This is a genomic window from Allobosea sp. UNC402CLCol, assembly GCF_000745475.1.
In the GTDB taxonomy this organism is placed as follows: Bacteria; Pseudomonadota; Alphaproteobacteria; order Rhizobiales; family Beijerinckiaceae; genus Allobosea; species Allobosea spartocytisi.
On record NZ_JQJJ01000010.1, the window covers coordinates 668,499 to 686,311 of the forward strand.

Here is a 17,813-nt window from a genome sequence, read left to right on the forward strand (position 1 = left end):
CGGGCCCTCTTGTCGACAAGAGGCATACGGGTGGGACGGCGGCGGATCAATCGGCGCGGCGAGGGGGGCGGACCCAGCTCACTGGGTGAGGTCCGCCGCATGCCGGGCAAAGGCGGCAGCCAGGCGCCCGGTTTCGGCGGCGTTGTCGGCGGAAGCGTTGCCGGCCCGGGCGCGCGCCGCGATGCCCTCGAAGATCACGGCCCAGCGGAACAGGGCGAAGGCGAGGTGGAAGGGCTGCAGCGTCTGGCCGTGGCGGGCTTCGGCTGCATAGAGGGAGGTGAAGCCAGCGAGATCGGGCAGGCCGAGCGCTGCGAGATCGAGCCCTTCGATGCCACCATACTCCGCCGGCCGCGACAGCCAGGCGATGGCGGAATGGGCGAGGTCCGCGAGCGGGTGGCCGAGCGTCGAGAGTTCCCAGTCGAGCAGGGCGACGATGCGCGGTTCGGTCGGATGGAACATGGCATTGCCGATGCGATAGTCGCCATGGACGAGGCTGACGGTCTCGTCGGCCGGGATATGCTCCGGCAGCCAGGCACGGAGCCGGTCGATATGGGCGTCGTCGCGGCTGCGGGACAATTCCCATTGCCGGCCCCAGCGCGCGATCTGGCGGGCGAAGTAATTGCCGGGCTTGCCGTAATCGGCGAGACCCACCGCCGCGACATCGACATTGTGCAGCGCCGCCAGCGTGGTCGCGAGCGAGGCGTACATGGCGTTGCGCTCTGCGGGGGAAAGGCCGGGCAAAGTGCAGTCGTGGAAGACGCGGCCCTCGACCTTCTCCATCAGGTAGAAGGGGGTGCCGAGGATGGTGCGGTCGTCGCAATAGAGCAGGGCCGGGGGCACCGGCACATCGGTTTGGGCGAGCGCGCTGATCACGCGATATTCGCGGTCGATGGCGTGAGCGGAAGGCAGAAGATCGCCCGGCGGCTGCTTGCGCAGCACCAGAGCGCGCTCGTCATAGGTGACGAAGAAGGTCGGGTTGGACTGGCCACCGCTGATCTGCTGCAGCCGCATCGGGCCGGACAGCCCTTCCACGGCACCGCGCAGGAAGCGGTCGAGGATGGCGGCGTCGAAGCCGGGATCTGGCTGTCCGGCGGGAGCGGTCATGCGCCAGCGACCGGCCAGCGCCAGAAGGCGTCGCCTTCCTTGTCGAGGAAGCGATTGAGGACCATCTGGTGGACCTCGTCGGCGCCGTCGACCAGCCGTGCCTGGCGGGCGTAGCGGTAGATCCATTCGAGGACGGTGTCCTTGGAATAGCCGCGCGCGCCGTTGATCTGGATCGCCATGTCGGCCGCTTCGTGCAATGTGTTGGCCGCCTGCACCTTGGCCATCGAGACCTCCTTGCGCGCCTGCCCGCCACGGTCGAGCTCCCAGGCGGCCTTCATGACGAGAAGCCGGCCGATCTCGATCGCCATGGCGGTGCGGCCGAGCTTGAGCTGGATGCTTTCACGGTCGGCGAGGCGGATGCCGAAGCCCTCGCGCGTCGCGGCATAGGCGCGGGCAATCTCGACGCTGCGCTTGGCGAGGCCGAGCCAGCGCATGCAATGGGTCAGGCGGGCGGGGCCGAGCCGGATCTGCGTGACCTTGAAGCCGTCGCCCTCGCCCATCAGCACGTCCTCGGCCGGGACGCGCAGACCGTCGAAGGCGATCTCGCAATGGCCGCCATGCTCTTCGGGCCCCATGATCGGGATGCGGCGGACGATCTCCCAGCCGGGCTGGTCGCGGTGGAAGAGGAAGGCCGTCAGCCCCCGGCGCGGATCGTCGGAGGTGCGGGCGATCACGATGAGATGCGCCGCCTCTTCCGCGCCGGTGATGAACCATTTGCGGCCGTAGAGCTTCCAGGAGCCATCGGCCTGCTTCTCGGCTCGGGTGCGGATCATGGTCGGGTCGGAGCCGCCGCCGGGATGCGGCTCAGTCATGGCGAAGGCCGAGCGGACCTCGCCCGCGACTATCGGCGCGAGCCAGCGGCGCTTCTGGTCCGGCGTCGCCACCGCCTCCAGAACCATCATGTTGCCGTCGTCGGGCGCGGCCGAGTTGAACACGACCGGGCCGAAGATCGAGCGGTTCATTTCCTCGTAGCAGACCGCCATGCCGACGCGCCCGACACCGAGGCCGCCGGTTTCCGGCTTGAGCTGAAGGCACCAGAGCCCGGCTGCGCGGGCTTTCGCCCGCAGCTCCGCCAGCGCCGGCAAGGCGATGTTCTCATGCGCGTCCCAGCTCGCGGGATCGGCCTCGCGCGGGATGATCTCGCTCTCGACGAAGGCCGCGATCCGCTGCCTCAGATCCTCGAGCTCCGGTGAAATCGTGAAATCCATCGTCGGTCCAGGCTGATGAGGGAGGGAGAGGCGGCAGGCCGCTAGGCGCTCCTGCCAGCCGTGAGATAGGCGGCGAGGCCCGCGGTCGAGGAATCATGGCTGGCGCCGGGCGCCTTGCCCTCGATCACCGGCAGCAACGCCGTCGCCAGCTCCTTGCCGAGTTCGACGCCCCATTGGTCGAAGGCGTTGATGTCCCAGATCGCCGCCTCGACGAAGACGCGGTGCTCGAACAGCGCGACGATCCGGCCGAGCGCGAAGGGATCGAGCTTGCGATAGGCGATGGTCAGCGAGGGACGATTGCCGGGGAAGACCATATGCGGGGCGAGCGCTTCCAGCTTTTCGGGAGCAAGGCCCCGTTTGGCGAGCTGCGCCTTCGTCTCGTCGAGCGTGCGGCCTTTCATCAGGGCTTCGCTCTGGGCGAGACAATTGGCGATCAGCAGGCGCTGATGGTGGGCGAGGTCGGGATGATGGCCCTCGGCCGCGATCAGGAACTCGCAAGGCACGACGTCGGTGCCCTGATGGATGAGCTGGTAGAAGGCGTGCTGGCCGTTGGTGCCGGGCTCGCCCCAGACCACGGGGCCGGTCGGTCGCTCCACCGGCGTGCCGTCCTTGCGCACGCGCTTGCCGTTCGATTCCATGTCGAGCTGCTGGAGATAGGCGGGCAGCCGGACGAGGTGCTGGTCGTAAGGCAGGATGGCGCGGGAGGGATAGCCGCAGACATCGCGATGCCACAGGCCGATCAGGCCCATGAGGACAGGCAGGTTCTTGTCGAGCGGCGCGGTGCGGAAATGCTCGTCGATCGCATGGGCGCCGGCGAGGAAGGCGCGGAAGTTCTCCGACCCGATCGCGATCATCACCGGCAGGCCGATCGCCGACCAGACCGAATAGCGGCCGCCGACCCAGTCCCAGAAGCCGAAGACGCGTTCCGGCTGGATGCCGAAGGCGGCGACCTTGTCGAGTGCGGTCGAGACCGCGGCGAAATGGGCGCCGACCGCCGCCTCGCCGAGCGCGCCGGCCAGCCATTTGCGCGCGGTGGCGGCGTTGGTCATGGTCTCGACGGTGGTGAAGGTCTTGGACGCCACGATCACCAGCGTCCGCGCTGGATCGAGCTTCGCGATCGTGTCGGCGATATGGGCGCCGTCGACATTGGAGACGTAGTGCAGGCGCGGGCCGTCATGATAGGGCGCCAGCGCCGCCGTCGCCATCACCGGCCCGAGATCGGAGCCGCCGATGCCGATGTTCACGACATCGGTGAAGCGCCCGCCATCGGCGGCGGCGATGCTGCCGTCGCGCACGCCCTCGGCGAAGGCGAAGAGACGGTCCAGCGTCGCGCGCACCTCGGGCATCACGTCGATGCCGTCGACCAGGATCGGGCGGTCCGACAGGTTGCGCAGCGCGACATGCAGCACGGCGCGGTTTTCCGTGGTGTTGATCGCGGTGCCGGCGAACATGGCGTCGCGCTTGGCCTCGACCTCGGCGGTCTGCGCGAGCTTCAGGAGGAGAGCGAAGGCGCCCGGGGTGACCGAGGTCTTGGAATAGTCCAGAAGCAGATCGTCGAGCCGGGCCGAGAAACCGGCGAAGCGCTCAGCGTCCTCGGCGAAAAAAGCGCGCAGATGGCGTCCTTTCGTCGCGTCGCGGCAGGCCGCCAACGCGCTCCAGATCTCTTCCAACCGCTTCGGCATAGTCGATGCTCCGTTCGTCATGCGCAGGACCATACGACAAGAGCGGCCCGTGCCGACACCTCGACTTGCAACCTTGCCATGCATGGCGGTTTCCGGTCGGCTTCCGCAGCGCGCCCCGCATGCGCCCGGCCGCAAAAAAATCTGCTGACCGGCAACCGAGATCGGTTATTCCTCGGTGTCGTTCGGGGCGGCTGGGCAGCCGGCCGCCACGGATGCCTCAACCGGAGCCGCCGCCTTGAATCCTGTCGCCTTTTCCCGCAACGCGGCGGTTGCCGTCATCACGCTCGACAGTCCGCCGGTGAACGCGCTCGGCGCGGCGGTCCGGGCAGGGCTGGTCGAGGCGATCGGGCGAGCCAATGCGGATGAGGCGGTCAGCGCGATCGTGATCGCGGCGGCGGGCAAGGCCTTCATCGCCGGCGCGGATATCAGCGAGTTCGGCAAGCCGCCGGTGCCGCCGTTCCTGCCCGATGTGCTCGATACGATCGAGCGTTCGCCGAAGCCGGTCGTTGCCGCGATCCAGGGCGTGGCACTCGGCGGCGGGCTCGAGGTCGCGCTCGCCTGCCATGCCCGCGTCGCCTTGCCGTCAGCGCAGCTCGGCCTGCCCGAAATCAAGCTCGGCCTCATTCCCGGCGCGGGCGGCACGCAGCGACTGCCCCGGCTGATCGGCGCGGCAAAGGCGTTTGCGATGATGCTCTCGGGCGACCCGATCCCGGCGGGGCGCGGGCTCGAATGGGGGCTGCTCGACGAGGTGGTGTCGAGCGATCTCCTCGCCACGGCGATCCGCGTCGCCGAAGGGCTCGCCGGGGAGGGGCGCCGCCCCGTCACCAGCGCTGCCGTCGACAAGCTCACCGAAGCCGACCGCGCCGCTTTCGAGGTTCAGGCGAAAGACGCGCTGCGCAAGGCGGGCGAGATGCCGAATGTGCCGGCGCTGGTCGAGGCGGTCAGCAACGTCTTCCTGCTGCCGTTCGACGACGGGTTGGCGGCCGAGCGCAAGCTGTTCTTGGCGCTGGTGGACGATCCCCGCTCGAAAGCGCTGCGCCATGTCTTCTTCGCCGAGCGCGAGATCGCGAAGGTGCCGGGCATCGGGCCCGAGGTGAAGCCGCGCCCCATCGCCAGCGCCGCCGTGATCGGCGCGGGCACGATGGGCGGCGGCATCGCCATGTGCTTCGCCAATGCCGGCATCCCGGTGACGCTGATCGAGACGGCGCAGGCACCGCTCGACAACGGCGTGAACCGCATCGCCGCGATCTACGATATCTCCGTCCAGCGCGGTTCGCTGGCGCCGGAGGCGCGGGCGGCTCGGCTGGCGCTGATCAAGCCCGTGGTCGGTCTCGCCGGGGCGGCTGGAGCCGATATCGTGGTCGAGGCGGCTTTCGAGGAGATGGGCGTCAAGCAGCAGATCTTCGGCGAGCTCGACAAGGTGGCGAAGCCCGGCGCGATCCTGGCCAGCAACACCTCCTATCTCGACGTGCCCACCATCGCGGCCGCGACGAAACGCCCGCAGGACGTGCTCGGCATGCATTTCTTCAGCCCGGCCAATGTGATGAAGCTGCTCGAAGTGGTCAGGCCGAAGGGCGTGGCGGACGATGCGATCGCGACTGCCGTCGCGCTCGGGCGCAAGCTCGGCAAGGTGCCTGTCGTCGTCGGAAACGGCTTCGGCTTCGTCGGCAACCGGATGCTGGAGCAGCGCACGCGCGCGGCCGAGCGTTTGCTCGTCGCGGGCGCGTTGCCCTACGAGGTCGACCAGGCGCTGGTCGATTTCGGCTTCAAGATGGGCCCCTTCGCCATGGCCGATCTCGCCGGCAACGATATCGGCTGGCGCTCGCGCAAGGCGCGGGGCCTGAAGGCTCCCGTCGCGGATGCGATCTGCGAGGCCGGCTGGTTCGGGCAGAAGACCGGGCGCGGCTATTATCTCTACCCGCAAGGCGCGCGCGCCGGCCAGCGCTGCCCGGAGGTCGAGGCGCTGATCCAGCGCATCTCGGCCGAGCAGGGCGTGACGCGCCGGGCCTTCTCGCAGGCGGAGATCCTGGCACGGCTGCTCGACCCGATGGTGAACGAGGGCGCGCGCATCCTCGAAGAGGGCATTGCGGCGCGGCCGGGCGACATCGATGTCGTCTGGATCAACGGCTACAACTGGCCGGCCTGGCGCGGCGGGCCGATGTACTGGGCCGACGGCGTCGGGCTCGACGCGATCGCCAAGCGGTTGGAAGCCCAGGCGGCCGAGAGCGGCGACAAGGCGTTGGAGCCGGCACCGCTGCTCAAGCGCCTCGCGGCCGAAGGCAAGGGATTCGCCGGCCTCGATAACGTGGCTGGCTGAAGCCTCCCACTCTGGAATGGCCATGCGCAGCGCTGTCGAAAACCCGCCGGCCGGCTATTGACCCTCCCGTCGCGAAGGAACAGAAGGGGCCGTTTGCGAACTTGACAGGTGCCTCGTCTCACGCCGCGCGCGGCGAACGATGGCGCTCAGACCGGAGAAATCGACGCCATGGCCAATCTGTTCACCGCCGCCGATCGGTCGGTCCTCGCGCGCGAAGCGGCCAAGATGTTCCTCGAAATCAATGCGGTCCATTTCTACAAGGACAAGCCCTTCGTCTTCACCTCCGGCTGGGCAAGCCCGGTCTATACCGACTCGCGCAAGATCATCTCCTATCCGCGCCTGCGCTCGGCGCTGATGGATTTCGCCGCCTCGACCATCGTGCGCGACATCGGCTACGAATCGATCGACAATATCGCCGGTGGCGAGACCGCCGGCATTCCCTTCGCCGCCTGGATCGCCGAGCGGCTGATGCTGCCGATGCAGTATGTCCGCAAGAAGCCGAAGGGCTTCGGGCGCAATGCCCAGATCGAGGGCGAGGTCGTGGTCGGCGCGCGCACGCTGCTGGTCGAAGATCTCGCGACGGACGGGCGCAGCAAGGTCAATTTCTGCCAGGCGCTGCGCGATGCCGGCGCCGTCGTCGATCATTGCTTCGTGCTGTTCTACTACGACATCTTCCCGAAGAGCCGCGAGCTCATGGCCGAGATCGGCGTGAACCTGCACTATCTGACGACCTGGTGGGACGTGCTGGCGGTCGCCAAGGAGAGCGGCCATTTCGAGCCGAAGGTGCTGGCCGAGGTCGAGAGCTTCCTGAACGACCCGGCGAGCTGGTCGGCCAGGCATGGCGGCATCTCCGAGTTCGGCCAGGAGAAGTCGGCCTGACCCGGATGGAGCCGGGCAAGCCACTGCGCCTCGATGCCGGCCGCCGCGTTTTGCGCGACGGGACCGGGCGCTGCTTCGATCCGGCGGCCCGCATCTGGGGCGCCGGGGCCGGGGTTTCCGACGATGTGGCGATCTCTCCCACCGAGGCCCTGCGCTGGTTGCAGCGGGAGAGCGGCAAGGCCGTGCGTGTCCCCGTCGCGGTGATCGGGACGCGGACGCCGACCGCATCGCAAGATGCCATGGCCGAGCATATGGGCGCCCTCCTCGCCGGGCACGGCGTCACGGTGCTCTGCGGCGGCCGCTCGGGCGTGATGGAGGCGGTCTGCCGCGGCGTCGAGGGCGCCGGAGGATTGTCCATCGGTTTGCTGCCCGACGATGAGCCGGCGGCGGCCAATCCCTACGTTACCGTGCCATTGGCGACCGGCATCGGCGTCGCGCGCAATGCGCTGATCGCGCGTGCGGCCTTCTGTCTCGTCGCCGTCGGCGGGGGCTACGGCACCCTGTCGGAGATCGCCTTCGCGCTTCAGTTCAAGCGGCCGGTCTTCCTGCTCGACGGGGCTCCGGCGGTCGAAGGCGCGGTGCGCTGCGCCGATGCCGAGGAGGCGCTTGCGCAGGTCGCGCGGGTTTTTCTCGCGCTCTGAGGTGAACGGCATATCGCCCGGTTGACGCGGCAGCCGGTGCCGCTCCACCCTCCGGCGCGATGCTTCGTGCCGGGCCTTCTGTCGCCGGCGGGGGCGGATGAGCGGATGGAGATCATGGCAGCAGCTTCCCCGACGGTGGTTTTCGATGTGGGCAATGTGCTGATCCGGTGGGATCCGCGCCTGCTCTACCGGGACCTGATTCCCGATCCGGAGCGGCTCGACTGGTTCATGCAGAATGTCTGCACCGCCGCCTGGAACATCGAGCAGGATCGCGGCCGCTCCTGGGAAGAGGCGGTGGCGTTGCTGGTGGCTGAGCACCCGGAATGGGAGCGCGAGATCAGGGCCTATGACGAGCGCTGGCATGAGACCGTACCCGGCATCATCGAGGACAGCGTCGCGACGCTGAAGGAGCTGAAGGCGCGCGGTGACAAGGTCTACGCCATCACCAATTTCTCACGCGAGAAATGGGCGGAGAGCCTGATCCGCTTCCCCTTCCTGCAATCCTTCGACGGGGTCGTGGTCTCGGCGCATGAGCGGCTGATCAAGCCGGACCCGGCGATCTTCCACGTGCTGCTGGAGCGCTACGGCCTCGCTGCCGGTGACTGCATCTTCGTCGACGACAGCGCCAAGAACATCGCCGCCGCCGACGGTGTCGGCATGCGGACGGTGCATTTCGTCGAGCCGATCGATCTGCGCGCAGCGCTGCGGGAGCGCGGATTGGCGCTCTGACCGTCGCGACAAAATTTTCGGGAGGAACGCATGGGCGATGGGCAAGCGAAGGGGCGCGGCATCGCCGGCGGCCTCACCAATTACGGCGACCCGGAGTTCGCCGCCTATCTGCGACGCTCCTTCGCGCGTTCGATGGGCTATTCCGACGAGGCGCTGGCGCGGCCGATCGTCGGCATCGCCAACACCTATAGCGGCTTCAACAACTGCCACCGCCATTTCCCGGAATTGCTGGAGGCGGTGAAGCGCGGCGTGCTGATGGCCGGCGGCTTGCCGGTGGAATTCCCGACGATCTCGCTGGGCGAGGTCTTCCTCAATCCGACCAGCCTCAAATTCCGCAATTTGATGGCGATGGACACCGAGGAGATGATCCGCGCCCAGCCGATCGACGCCGTGGTGCTGATGGGCGGCTGCGACAAGACCGTGCCGGCGCAGCTCATGGCGGCGCTCTCCGCCAATGTGCCGACGGTGCAGCTCGTCGGCGGGCCGATGTCGACCGGGCGCCATCGCGGCGAGCGTCTCGGCGCCTGCACCGATTGCCGCCGCTTCTGGGCGCGCTACCGCGCCAGCGAGATCGACGCCGCCGAGATCGAGGCCGTCGAGGGACGGCTCGCCACCACCGCGGGTACCTGCGCGGTGATGGGAACGGCGAGCACGATGGCCTGCATCGCCGAGACGCTGGGGCTGGCGCTGCCGCGCTCGGCGGCGATCCCGGCCGTTCATGCCGACCGGCTGCGCTGCGCCGAGGAGAGCGGCCGGCGGGCGGTGGAACTGATCGGCACCCAGACGCTGCGGCCGCGCCAGATCGTCACTGAAAAGGCGATCGAGAATGCCTGGCGGGTGCTGCTCGCGATCTCAGGCTCGACCAACGCCGTCATCCATCTGACCGCCGTCGCGCGACGCGCCGGCGTCAAGGTCGACCTCGACCGCCTCAACCGGCTCTCGGACGAGACGCCGGTGCTGGTCAATCTGAAGCCGGTCGGCGCCAATTACATGGAAGACTTCTTCGCGGCCGGCGGCGTGCCGGCGGTCCTGCGCGAATTGCGCGACCTGCTGCATCTCGATGCGCTGAGCGTGACCGGCAAGACGCTGGGCGAGCTCATCGATGCGCCGTTGGTCGAGGCGCTCGATCGCGGCGTCATCCGGTCGCGCGCGGAGCCGGTCGATCCCGATGGCGGCCTCGTCGCGGTTTTCGGGACGCTGGCGCCGCGCGGTGCGATCGTGAAGCGGGCGGCGGCCGAGAAGCGCCTGCTGGAGCATGAAGGCCGCGCCGTCGTCTTCGCCTCGCTGGAGGATCTCGCGGCCCGGATCGACGATCCCGACCTCGATGTCGAGCCCGATGACGTGCTGGTGCTGCAGAATGCCGGGCCGCGCAGCAGCGCGGCGATGCCGGAAGCCGGCTATCTGCCGATCCCGCGCAAGCTCGCGGCGCGCGGCGTCAAGGACATGGTCCGTATTTCCGATGCGCGCATGTCCGGCACCGCCTATGGCGCCATCGTCCTGCATGTCGCGCCGGAAGCGGCTGTTGGCGGGCCGCTCGCGCTGGTGCGCAATGGCGACCGGATCAGGCTCAGCGTTTCCGAGAGGCGGCTCGACCTGCTGGTCGATGAGGCGGAGCTGGCGGCGCGGCGCGCGGCACGGCCGCCTGCGGGCGAGGTCGAACGGCGCGGCTACGACAAGCTCTATGACAGCCATGTGCTGCAGGCGGACGAGGGCGTCGATTTCGATTTCTGCTGAGGAGGTCGTCAGAGCCGGATCGTCGCGGCGTCGGGCAGGCCGGTAGCGTTGTGGCTCGACATCACGACGATGCGGTCGTCGAGACGCTCGACGAGGCGTGCCAGGATGCGCTGCCCCTGATCGGCGCGCAGATGCTCGGTCGGCTCGTCGAGCAGGATAAGCGGCTTCGTCGAAAGCCAGGCGCGGGCGAGGTTGAGCCGCTGCGCCTCGCCGAGCGAGAGCATGTCCTGCGCGATCCAGCCGTCCAGACCGCCGGCGGCATCGATGCGATCAGCCAACTCGACGGCTTCGAGCGCCTGCCAGAGCTCTTCGTCGGGGAGGGCGGTTGCGAAGAGATTGGCCCGCACCGTGTCCGTGAGGATCGCGGCGTCATGCGGGCAGAACATCGCCATCCTGCGCCGGTCCTCGGCCGATAGGGGGCCGGTCTCGCTCTCCATGCTGTCCTGCCCGATCCAGCCGGCGATCTGCTTGAGCAGGCTGGTCTTGCCGACACCGCTCGCGCCGGTGAGGATCGTCGGCCGACCGGCCGTCAGCGCGAGCGTGAGCCTGGCGCCGAGCGGGCGCCCGTCCGGGGCGCGGCGCTGCATCGACGTGTGGAGGGCTGTGAGCCCTGCCGGCGACCGTGTCGGAGAGTGCGCCGGTTGCGTCGCTGTGCCGATCCAGCGCTCGATCTCCGCCTTCGCGGCCCGGCGGCGCAAGGCGGCGACGACCATGCGCGAGGGGCCTTGCGCCGTCTCGGCGAGCGCGACCCAGGAAAAGGCGAGGAAGGCCGGGATCAGCAGAGCCTCGCCCCGCGCGCCGGCGAACCAGGCCGCGGCGAAGATGCTGACGCCAGCGACGGGGCCAAGCAGCGAGGCCAGCGCATCGAGGCCGGCCTGAGCGAGCCGCAGGGCGCGCTGGGCTTCCTCGGCTTGCGAGAAGCGGCCGAGCGCATCGGCACAGCGGCCGGCCCAGGCCTGTTCCGCTTGCAGCGGGACGGCCGAGGTCAGGGCCGCCCCGAATTGCTGCGCGGCCTGGCGCCGTAACAGGCGGGTTTGCGCCCATGAGGTGGCACCGGCTCGCGCGAGCTGCTGCGCCATGGCGCCGAGCGCGCAGAGCAGCGCGATGATGGGGATGAGTGCCAGCGGCGCAACGAAAGCGGTTGCGATCAGGGCGCCGATCAGGCCGGCGGCGAGGAGAAGGGCCGGGAGATCGGCCCGCAGCCGGGCGAAGTCGAGATCCTCGACATCGTCGAGATAGTCGGCGAGACGCGCCTGATCGGCGAGCTGCCAGCCGGCACCGCGCACGGTCGGGGCCGCGGCCATCGCCTCGAACAATCCGACCCGATGCGTCGTCTGGTCCGCCAGCGCCGCGTGGTGGCCGGTGAGGCGCTCGCCATAGCGTGCGGCCGTCCGGCCGACCGCGAAGAGGCGCACCAGGGCTCCGGGGATATGGACATTGAAGCTGTAGGCGGCGCTTGTGAGCCCCGCAATGGCGACCGAGCCGAGGAACCAGGCCGACAGCCCGCCCAGCAGGACACCGCATAGCAGCGCCGCGGCGGCAAGCGCCCCGGCATAGCGCCACAGCTTGCGAGCGGCGGCGCCGCGCGTTGCCGCGTTGTCCCTCATGCCGCTTCCTCCAGAGAGGCGGTCGCATCGAGCGCGATGCGCCGATCGGCCAGCGCGATCAGCTCGGGGTCGTGGCTCGCGACGATGACGAGCCGGCTGTTCGCCATGTCGAGCAGGGCGCGGCGCACCGCATCGGCCGTCGCCGGGTCGAGCTTGGCGGTCGGCTCGTCGGCGATGACCGTGCGCTGGCTGACGAGCGCGCGGGCGAGCGCAATCCGCAGTCTCTGGCCGCCGGAGAGATTGGCGCCGCCCTCGCCGATACGGGCCGCGAGGCCGCCGGGCAGCAAGGCGTCGTCGAGCAGGCCGACGCTGGCTGCCGCCGCGCGCAGGCGGGTCGGGCAGGGGGCGTCGAGCCCGTTGTTGCCGATGGCCTCGGCCAAGGTGCCGGTCGCGACGAAGCTGTCGGTCGCGACCCAGACGCAGCCCTGCGGCATTGTCCATGGCGAAGGCGTCGGCCCCGCCTCGATGCCGGCGAGCCGGCGCAGCAAGGTCGATTTGCCGGCCCCGCTCGGACCGGAGATGACGAGGAGGCCGCTGGGCGGCATCGTCATTTTCGACAATGCCCGCTCGACTGCCGGCAGGGCTGGCGCGGGAGCAGGTTCGGCGTCGAGCAGGTGGTCGAGTGCGGCCGAGGCGGCGAGCCCCTCGGCCTTGGCGTGGTACTGCTCGGAAAAGCGGCGGAAGGGCGCGAAATAGTCCGGCGCGATCATCAGGATGAAGAGGCTCTGCCAGAGTTCGAGACCGGAGAAGCCGGGAATCGTGGCGAGTCCGAGATGGCCGAGGCCGAGGAAGACGGCGAGCATCGCGATCGAGAGCGAGGCGAAGAAGTCGATCAGCCCGGCATTGATGAAGGCGATGCGCAGCACGCCCATGGTCTTGGCCGTATAGGCGTCGAGCCGGCCGGCGAGCTTGGCCTCTTCCACCGCCAGCGCGTCGTTGGCGAGGATGGTCGGGAGCGTGCGGATGCGGTCGGCGAACTGGCCGGCGAGATGGCTGAAGGCCTTCTCCTGCGCGTCGGCGCGGCTGCGGATGGTTTCGCCGACCAGCGCGAAGAACAGGATCATCACCGGCGTCAGGACGAGAACGAGCAAGGCCGCCTGCCAGGAGACGACGGCGAGCGCGACCGCCGCCATGAGCGGACCGATCGCCATCATCAGGCTGGCGGCGCGGTGACCGATGACGAGGCCCGCCACCGCCTCGGGATGGCGCTGGAGGCCGACCGTGACGCTGCCGGCCGCGAGCGCGCGCAGCCGGCCTGCTGGCATGGCTTGCAGCCTTCCGATGGCGTCGTTGCGCAGTGCCGTCGAAACCTCCGTCTCGGTCCGTGCCTGCGCGCGATCGGCCATCAGCCCGGCGACGGCGGCGCCCGGCACGGAGATCGCCAGCGCAGTCAGGAGCGAGCCCCCGAATGGCTGCTCCATGATCAGCTTGCCGAAGGGCACGGCCATCGACGCCGCGGCGGCGAGGCGCAGCGCGGTGCGGACGAGCTGCCAGCCGAGCAGGCGGCCGAGCCCTGCGCTGCCGAGACGCCGCGCCCGGGCGAGCACCGCGAAGGCGTCAGGGCTTCCGCCGCGACGGTCAGGCCGGTCTTCCGCTGTGACGGGCTGCTCCATGTCCCTTCTCTCGCATGACGCGGCGCATGCTCGCTTGATCCAGATCAAGAGGCTCGACGGCGAGCGCGGCTACAAGAGAGCGTCCCGAAAGGATGATGCCATGGTCGATCCGCTCCTCGTCGATTTATCCCGCCTGCAGTTCGCGCTGACGGCCCTCTATCATTTCCTCTTCGTGCCGCTGACGCTCGGCCTCTCCATCCTGATCGCGATGATGGAGACGGTCTATGTCATGACCCGCCGGCCGATCTGGCGCGACATGACGAAGTTCTGGGGCGTGCTGTTCGGCATCAACTTCGCGCTCGGCGTCGCGACCGGCATCACCATGGAATTCCAGTTCGGCATGAACTGGGCCTATTACTCGCATTATGTCGGCGACGTGTTCGGGGCGCCGCTGGCGATCGAGGGCCTGATGGCCTTCTTCCTCGAGGCGACCTTCGTCGGCCTGTTCTTCTTCGGCTGGGACAGGCTCTCGCCGCGCGCCCATCTGATCGTGACCTGGCTGATGGCGCTGGGCACGAATTTCTCGGCGCTGTGGATCCTCATCGCCAATGGCTGGATGCAGAACCCGGTCGGCGCGGCCTTCAACCCCGACACGATGCGCATGGAAGTCACCGACTTCGTGGCGGTGATCTTCAACCCCGTCGCGCAGGCGAAGTTCGTGCACACCGTCTCGGCCGGCTATGTCTGCGCCGCCACCTTCGTGCTCGGCGTCTCCGGCTGGTACATGCTGCGTGGCCGGCATGTGCAGCTCGCCAAGCGCTCCTTCGTCATCGCCTCGGCCTTCGGCCTCGCCTCGGCGCTCTCGGTCATCGTGCTTGGCGACGAGAGCGGCTATGCGCTTACCGACAACCAGAAGATGAAGCTCGCCGCGATCGAGGCGATGTGGGAGACCGAGCCGGCCCCGGCCTCCTTCACCGCCATCGGCATCCCCAGCCTTACCGATCGCAAGACCCATTTCGCCATCCATATCCCCTGGGTGATGGGGCTCATCGGCACGCGCTCGGTCGACACGCCGATCCCCGGCATCAACGAGCTGGTGCAGCGGGCCGAGGCGCGCATCCGCGACGGGCTCGTCGCCTATGACGCGCTGGAGAAGATGAAGGCGGACCGCAATGACGGCGTCGCCCGCGCGGCCTTCAAGGCCTCCTCGCATGATCTCGGCTACGCGCTGCTGCTGAAGCAGTTCGTCGCTGATCCACGGCAGGCGACAGACCAGCACATCAAGGACGCCGCCTGGTCGACCGTGCCGGGCGTGCCCTGGCTGTTCTTCGGTTTCCGCCTGATGGTGCTGTGCGCCTTCATCCTGCTCGGTGTCTTCGCGGTCTCGCTCTGGCACACTATCCGCGAGTCGGAAGCGCCGCGCTGGCTGTTCCGCATGGCGCTGCTGGCCATGCCGCTGCCCTGGATCGCGATCGAGGTCGGCTGGTTCGTCGCCGAGTTCGGTCGCCAACCCTGGATCATCGAGGGCGTGCTGCCGAGCTTCCTCGCGACCTCCGAGCTCGGCGTCTACAACCTGTTGCTCACCATCGCCGGCTTTACCCTGCTCTACGGCACGCTCGCCGTCATCGAGGTCAAGCTGATGCTCGCCGCCATCCGCAAGGGGCCCGATGTCGCCGATGTGGTCGAGGGGCTGCGGCCGAGGCGACCGGGGCAGCCGGGGCCGCACGCCGTCGCGCCCTATCCCGCCGAGTGACCGGACGCCAAGCCAAGGATCACGACGATGATCGACTTTCTCTTCTCCTACGAAACGCTGCGGCTGGTCTGGTGGGTGCTGCTCGGCGTTCTGCTGATCGGGTTCGCCGTGATGGACGGCTTCGACATGGGTGTAGGCACGCTCCTGCCCTTCGTCGCGAAGGAAGACATCGAGCGGCGGGTAGCGATCAACACGATCGGCCCGGTCTGGGAGGGCAACCAGGTCTGGTTCATCCTGGGCGGCGGCGCGATCTTCGCGGCCTGGCCGGCGCTCTACGCGATGAGCTTCTCGGGCTTCTACCTCGCGATGTTCCTGGTGCTGTGCGCGCTTATCCTCAGACCCGTCGGCTTCAAATACCGCTCCAAGAAGCCCGATCCGGCCTGGCGCGAGCGTTGGGACTGGGCGCTGTTCATCGGCGGCGCGGTTCCCTCGCTGATCTTCGGCGTCGCGGTCGGCAACACGCTGCAGGGCGTGCCCTTCCATTTCACGCCGGATCTGCGACCGATCTACGAGGGCAATCTCTTCGGCCTGCTCAATCCGCTCGCCTTGTATTGCGGTCTGGTTTCGCTGGCGATGCTGACGATGCACGGCGCGGCGTGGCTGACCTTCAAGGCCGACGGGGCCGTCGCCGGCCGGGCCCGCGATTTCGGCACGATGGCGGCGTTCCTGACGGCCCTGCTGTTCGCGGGCGGCGGGGTGCTGGTCTGGCTCGGGCTGCTCGGCGGCTATCGCGTGACCTCGCCGATCGTCTGGGACGGGCCGTCGAATCCGCTGCTAAAGACCGTCGTCGCCGATCCCGCCGCCTGGCTTGCGAATTTCCGGGCGCATCCCGCGCTCTGGGCGGTGCCGGCGCTCGGCGTCGTGGCGCCGCTGCTGGCGGCGATCGGCTTCCGGGCGCGGTGGGAGGGGCTGACCTTCCTCGCCTCCAAGCTCGGCGTCGCCATGATCGTGGCGACGGTCGGCGTCGCGATGTTCCCGATCCTGCTGCCCTCGAGCAGCAATCCCGGCCATTCGCTCGCGGTGTTCGATGCCTCGTCGAGCCGCGCCACGCTGCGCAACATGCTACTGGCGACGGTGATCTTCATGCCGCTGATCCTGGCCTACACCGCCTGGGTCTACAGCGTGCTGTGGGGCAAGGTCACCGAGAAGAGCGTCGAGGACGCCGGCCATTCGGCCTATTGATCCGGACAGGAGTGAACGCGCCATGTGGTATTTCGCCTGGATTCTCGGCCTCGGCCTCGCCGCCTCCGTCGGCATCCTGAACGCGCTGTGGTACGAGCTGCGCACCGTGCGTGAGGAGCCGGCGAAGGCAACCGTGCTGCTGCCGACGCCCTGACCGGCAGGCCGGCCATGGCGCGGCATGCAGCCAGCGGCGGCGGACAGAGTGGGGCCGGCTTCGTCCCGCATATCGACATGGCGCGCGGCCATGCGCGGATGCTGGAAATCTGCGATGCGCTGGAGCAGCTCGCCGACGACCTGCCCTCCCATGTCGACCGGCTGCGCTGCCTGATGCTGGGGAACAGTCTGGTGCCGCTCATCGACGCCTGCCACCGCTTCGAGGAGCGCTCGGTCTTTCCGGCTTTCGCGACGTCGCGGCGCAACGCCGGGATCGTGAACCGGCTCAGGGCCGAGCATGTGCAGGATCGCTGTGCCGCCGAGGATCTCAGCGAAGCGCTGCTGGCCTATGGCAATGGCCGGCCGATCGCGAATCCGGAGGCCTTCGGCTACATGCTGCGGGCGCTGTTCGATTCGATGCGCCGGCACATCGCCTTCGAGCAGGACTGCATCCTGTCGGCGCTGCCCGGGCCGGATGGGCGCTGAGGCGCGCGACCGTCCGGTCAATCCCCCGAAGAGGCGGCGAGCTTGCGGATGTCGTCGAGGATGACGTGGCGGTTGTGCTCGATGCTGATCGCGCCCTCGGTGCGCAGGCGCGTGAATTGTCGGCTGACGGTCTCGATGGTCAGCCCGAGGAAATCGGCGATCTCGGCCCGCGAGAGCGGCAGGTCGAAGGCGACGGCGCGCTGCCCCGGCTGCATCGTCGGGTCGATATTGCGCGCGATCATCAGCAGGAAGCTTGCGACCTTCTCTGCGGCGGTCTTGCGGCCGAGCGTCACCATCCAGTCCCGCGCCTGATCGAGCTCCTTCAGGGTCTGCTGCAGCAGGCGATGCTCCAGATCGGGCTGCGCCACCATCATCCGCTCGACGGCCGCACGAGGGAAGGAGCAGAGCTCGACATCGGTCGCGGCCTCGGCGGTGAGCGTGCTCTCGGTCCGGAAGGGCCTGCCGACGAAATCCGGCGCGAATTGCAGGCCGACGATCTGCTGCCGGCCGTCGGAGAGCATCTTCGTCAGCTTCACCACGCCGGACAGGACGTTCGCATAGCTCTCCACGTTCTCGGCCTCGCCGATCAGCTCGGCGCCCTGCTCGGCTCTTCGCTTCGAGGAGGATTTCGCCAGCTGGGTGAGCTGCTCGGCCGTCAGCGAGCCGCAGATGCCGCGGTGGCGCGCCTCGCAGGAGGCGCAAAGGACCGGAAAGCCGGTTGTATGAATGTCTTCGCGCACGGTGAAGTACCTTATCCCGATCCGCGCTGCGCGGCCAACTCGGCA

Annotated in this window: 15 protein-coding genes; 9 read left to right on the forward strand and 6 right to left on the reverse strand. The window is 68.8% G+C overall.

Features of this window, described 5'->3' with window-relative positions; translation table 11 throughout:
• Window positions 1-78: 78 nt before the first annotated feature.
• Genes GY40_RS15000 through pgi form a run of 3 tightly spaced genes read right to left on the reverse strand, consistent with a single transcriptional unit; the run spans window position 79 to window position 3,994 of the window.
• Entirely contained in the window at window positions 79-1,104 is a 1,026-nt protein-coding gene (locus tag GY40_RS15000) for a phosphotransferase family protein (RefSeq protein WP_038363496.1), read from the reverse strand.
• Entirely contained in the window at window positions 1,101-2,312 is a 1,212-nt protein-coding gene (locus tag GY40_RS15005; RefSeq protein WP_038363498.1) for an acyl-CoA dehydrogenase family protein, read from the reverse strand. The genes GY40_RS15000 and GY40_RS15005 overlap by 4 nt, the downstream gene beginning before the upstream one ends.
• Before the next feature lie 41 nt (window positions 2,313-2,353).
• Entirely contained in the window at window positions 2,354-3,994 is a 1,641-nt protein-coding gene (gene pgi, locus GY40_RS15010; protein WP_038363501.1) for a glucose-6-phosphate isomerase, read from the reverse strand.
• Between the two features lie 235 nt (window positions 3,995-4,229).
• Between pgi and GY40_RS15015 the strand changes: the two genes are divergently transcribed.
• From GY40_RS15015 to GY40_RS15035, 5 genes are all read left to right on the forward strand, one after another.
• A complete protein-coding gene (locus GY40_RS15015) occupies window positions 4,230-6,311 on the forward strand; it encodes a 3-hydroxyacyl-CoA dehydrogenase NAD-binding domain-containing protein (protein ID WP_038363503.1) in 2,082 nt (693 codons plus the stop codon).
• 168 nt (window positions 6,312-6,479) lie between these two features.
• Window positions 6,480-7,190, forward strand: a complete 711-nt coding sequence (locus GY40_RS15020) for an orotate phosphoribosyltransferase (RefSeq protein WP_038363505.1) — start codon at window positions 6,480-6,482, stop codon at window positions 7,188-7,190.
• A 5-nt stretch (window positions 7,191-7,195) separates the two neighbouring features.
• On the forward strand, window positions 7,196-7,831 hold the full coding sequence (locus GY40_RS15025) for a TIGR00725 family protein (protein ID WP_081925415.1): 636 nt from the start codon (window positions 7,196-7,198) through the stop codon (window positions 7,829-7,831).
• A 114-nt stretch (window positions 7,832-7,945) separates the two neighbouring features.
• The gene (locus tag GY40_RS15030; RefSeq protein WP_038364309.1) at window positions 7,946-8,560 is read left to right on the forward strand and encodes an HAD family hydrolase; all 615 of its coding nucleotides are present in this window, start codon (window positions 7,946-7,948) and stop codon (window positions 8,558-8,560) included.
• A gap of 30 nt (window positions 8,561-8,590) precedes the next feature.
• The gene (locus GY40_RS15035; RefSeq protein ID WP_038363506.1) at window positions 8,591-10,294 is read left to right on the forward strand and encodes an IlvD/Edd family dehydratase; all 1,704 of its coding nucleotides are present in this window, start codon (window positions 8,591-8,593) and stop codon (window positions 10,292-10,294) included.
• A gap of 8 nt (window positions 10,295-10,302) precedes the next feature.
• On the opposite strand, the gene GY40_RS15040 is transcribed toward GY40_RS15035, so the two are convergent.
• Both GY40_RS15040 and GY40_RS15045 read right to left on the reverse strand, forming a co-directional pair.
• Entirely contained in the window at window positions 10,303-11,901 is a 1,599-nt protein-coding gene (locus GY40_RS15040; RefSeq protein ID WP_051988078.1) for an ATP-binding cassette domain-containing protein, read from the reverse strand.
• Window positions 11,898-13,514, reverse strand: a complete 1,617-nt coding sequence (locus tag GY40_RS15045) for an ATP-binding cassette domain-containing protein (protein ID WP_081925416.1) — start codon at window positions 13,512-13,514, stop codon at window positions 11,898-11,900. Before GY40_RS15045 ends, GY40_RS15040 begins: the two co-directional genes overlap by 4 nt.
• A gap of 100 nt (window positions 13,515-13,614) precedes the next feature.
• Between GY40_RS15045 and GY40_RS15050 the strand changes: the two genes are divergently transcribed.
• From GY40_RS15050 to GY40_RS15065, 4 genes are read left to right on the forward strand one after another with little or no spacing between them, the layout of a single operon-like run.
• Window positions 13,615-15,207 (forward strand): cytochrome ubiquinol oxidase subunit I, encoded by a 1,593-nt coding sequence (locus GY40_RS15050; protein WP_038364320.1) that lies wholly within the window; start codon window positions 13,615-13,617, stop codon window positions 15,205-15,207.
• Window positions 15,208-15,234: 27 nt separating this feature from the next.
• Window positions 15,235-16,389 carry a cytochrome d ubiquinol oxidase subunit II gene (cydB, locus tag GY40_RS15055; RefSeq protein WP_038363508.1) on the forward strand — a complete coding sequence of 385 codons (1,155 nt, stop codon included), beginning with the start codon at window positions 15,235-15,237 and terminating at the stop codon, window positions 16,387-16,389.
• 22 nt (window positions 16,390-16,411) lie between these two features.
• Entirely contained in the window at window positions 16,412-16,543 is a 132-nt protein-coding gene (cydX, locus tag GY40_RS27115) for a cytochrome bd-I oxidase subunit CydX (RefSeq protein ID WP_038363511.1), read from the forward strand.
• A 14-nt stretch (window positions 16,544-16,557) separates the two neighbouring features.
• Entirely contained in the window at window positions 16,558-17,028 is a 471-nt protein-coding gene (locus tag GY40_RS15065; protein ID WP_248311176.1) for a hemerythrin domain-containing protein, read from the forward strand.
• Between the two features lie 17 nt (window positions 17,029-17,045).
• Here GY40_RS15065 and GY40_RS15070 read toward each other — a convergent pair whose 3' ends face one another.
• Window positions 17,046-17,768, reverse strand: a complete 723-nt coding sequence (locus tag GY40_RS15070; protein WP_349236406.1) for a Crp/Fnr family transcriptional regulator — start codon at window positions 17,766-17,768, stop codon at window positions 17,046-17,048.
• Window positions 17,769-17,813 lie beyond the last annotated feature (45 nt).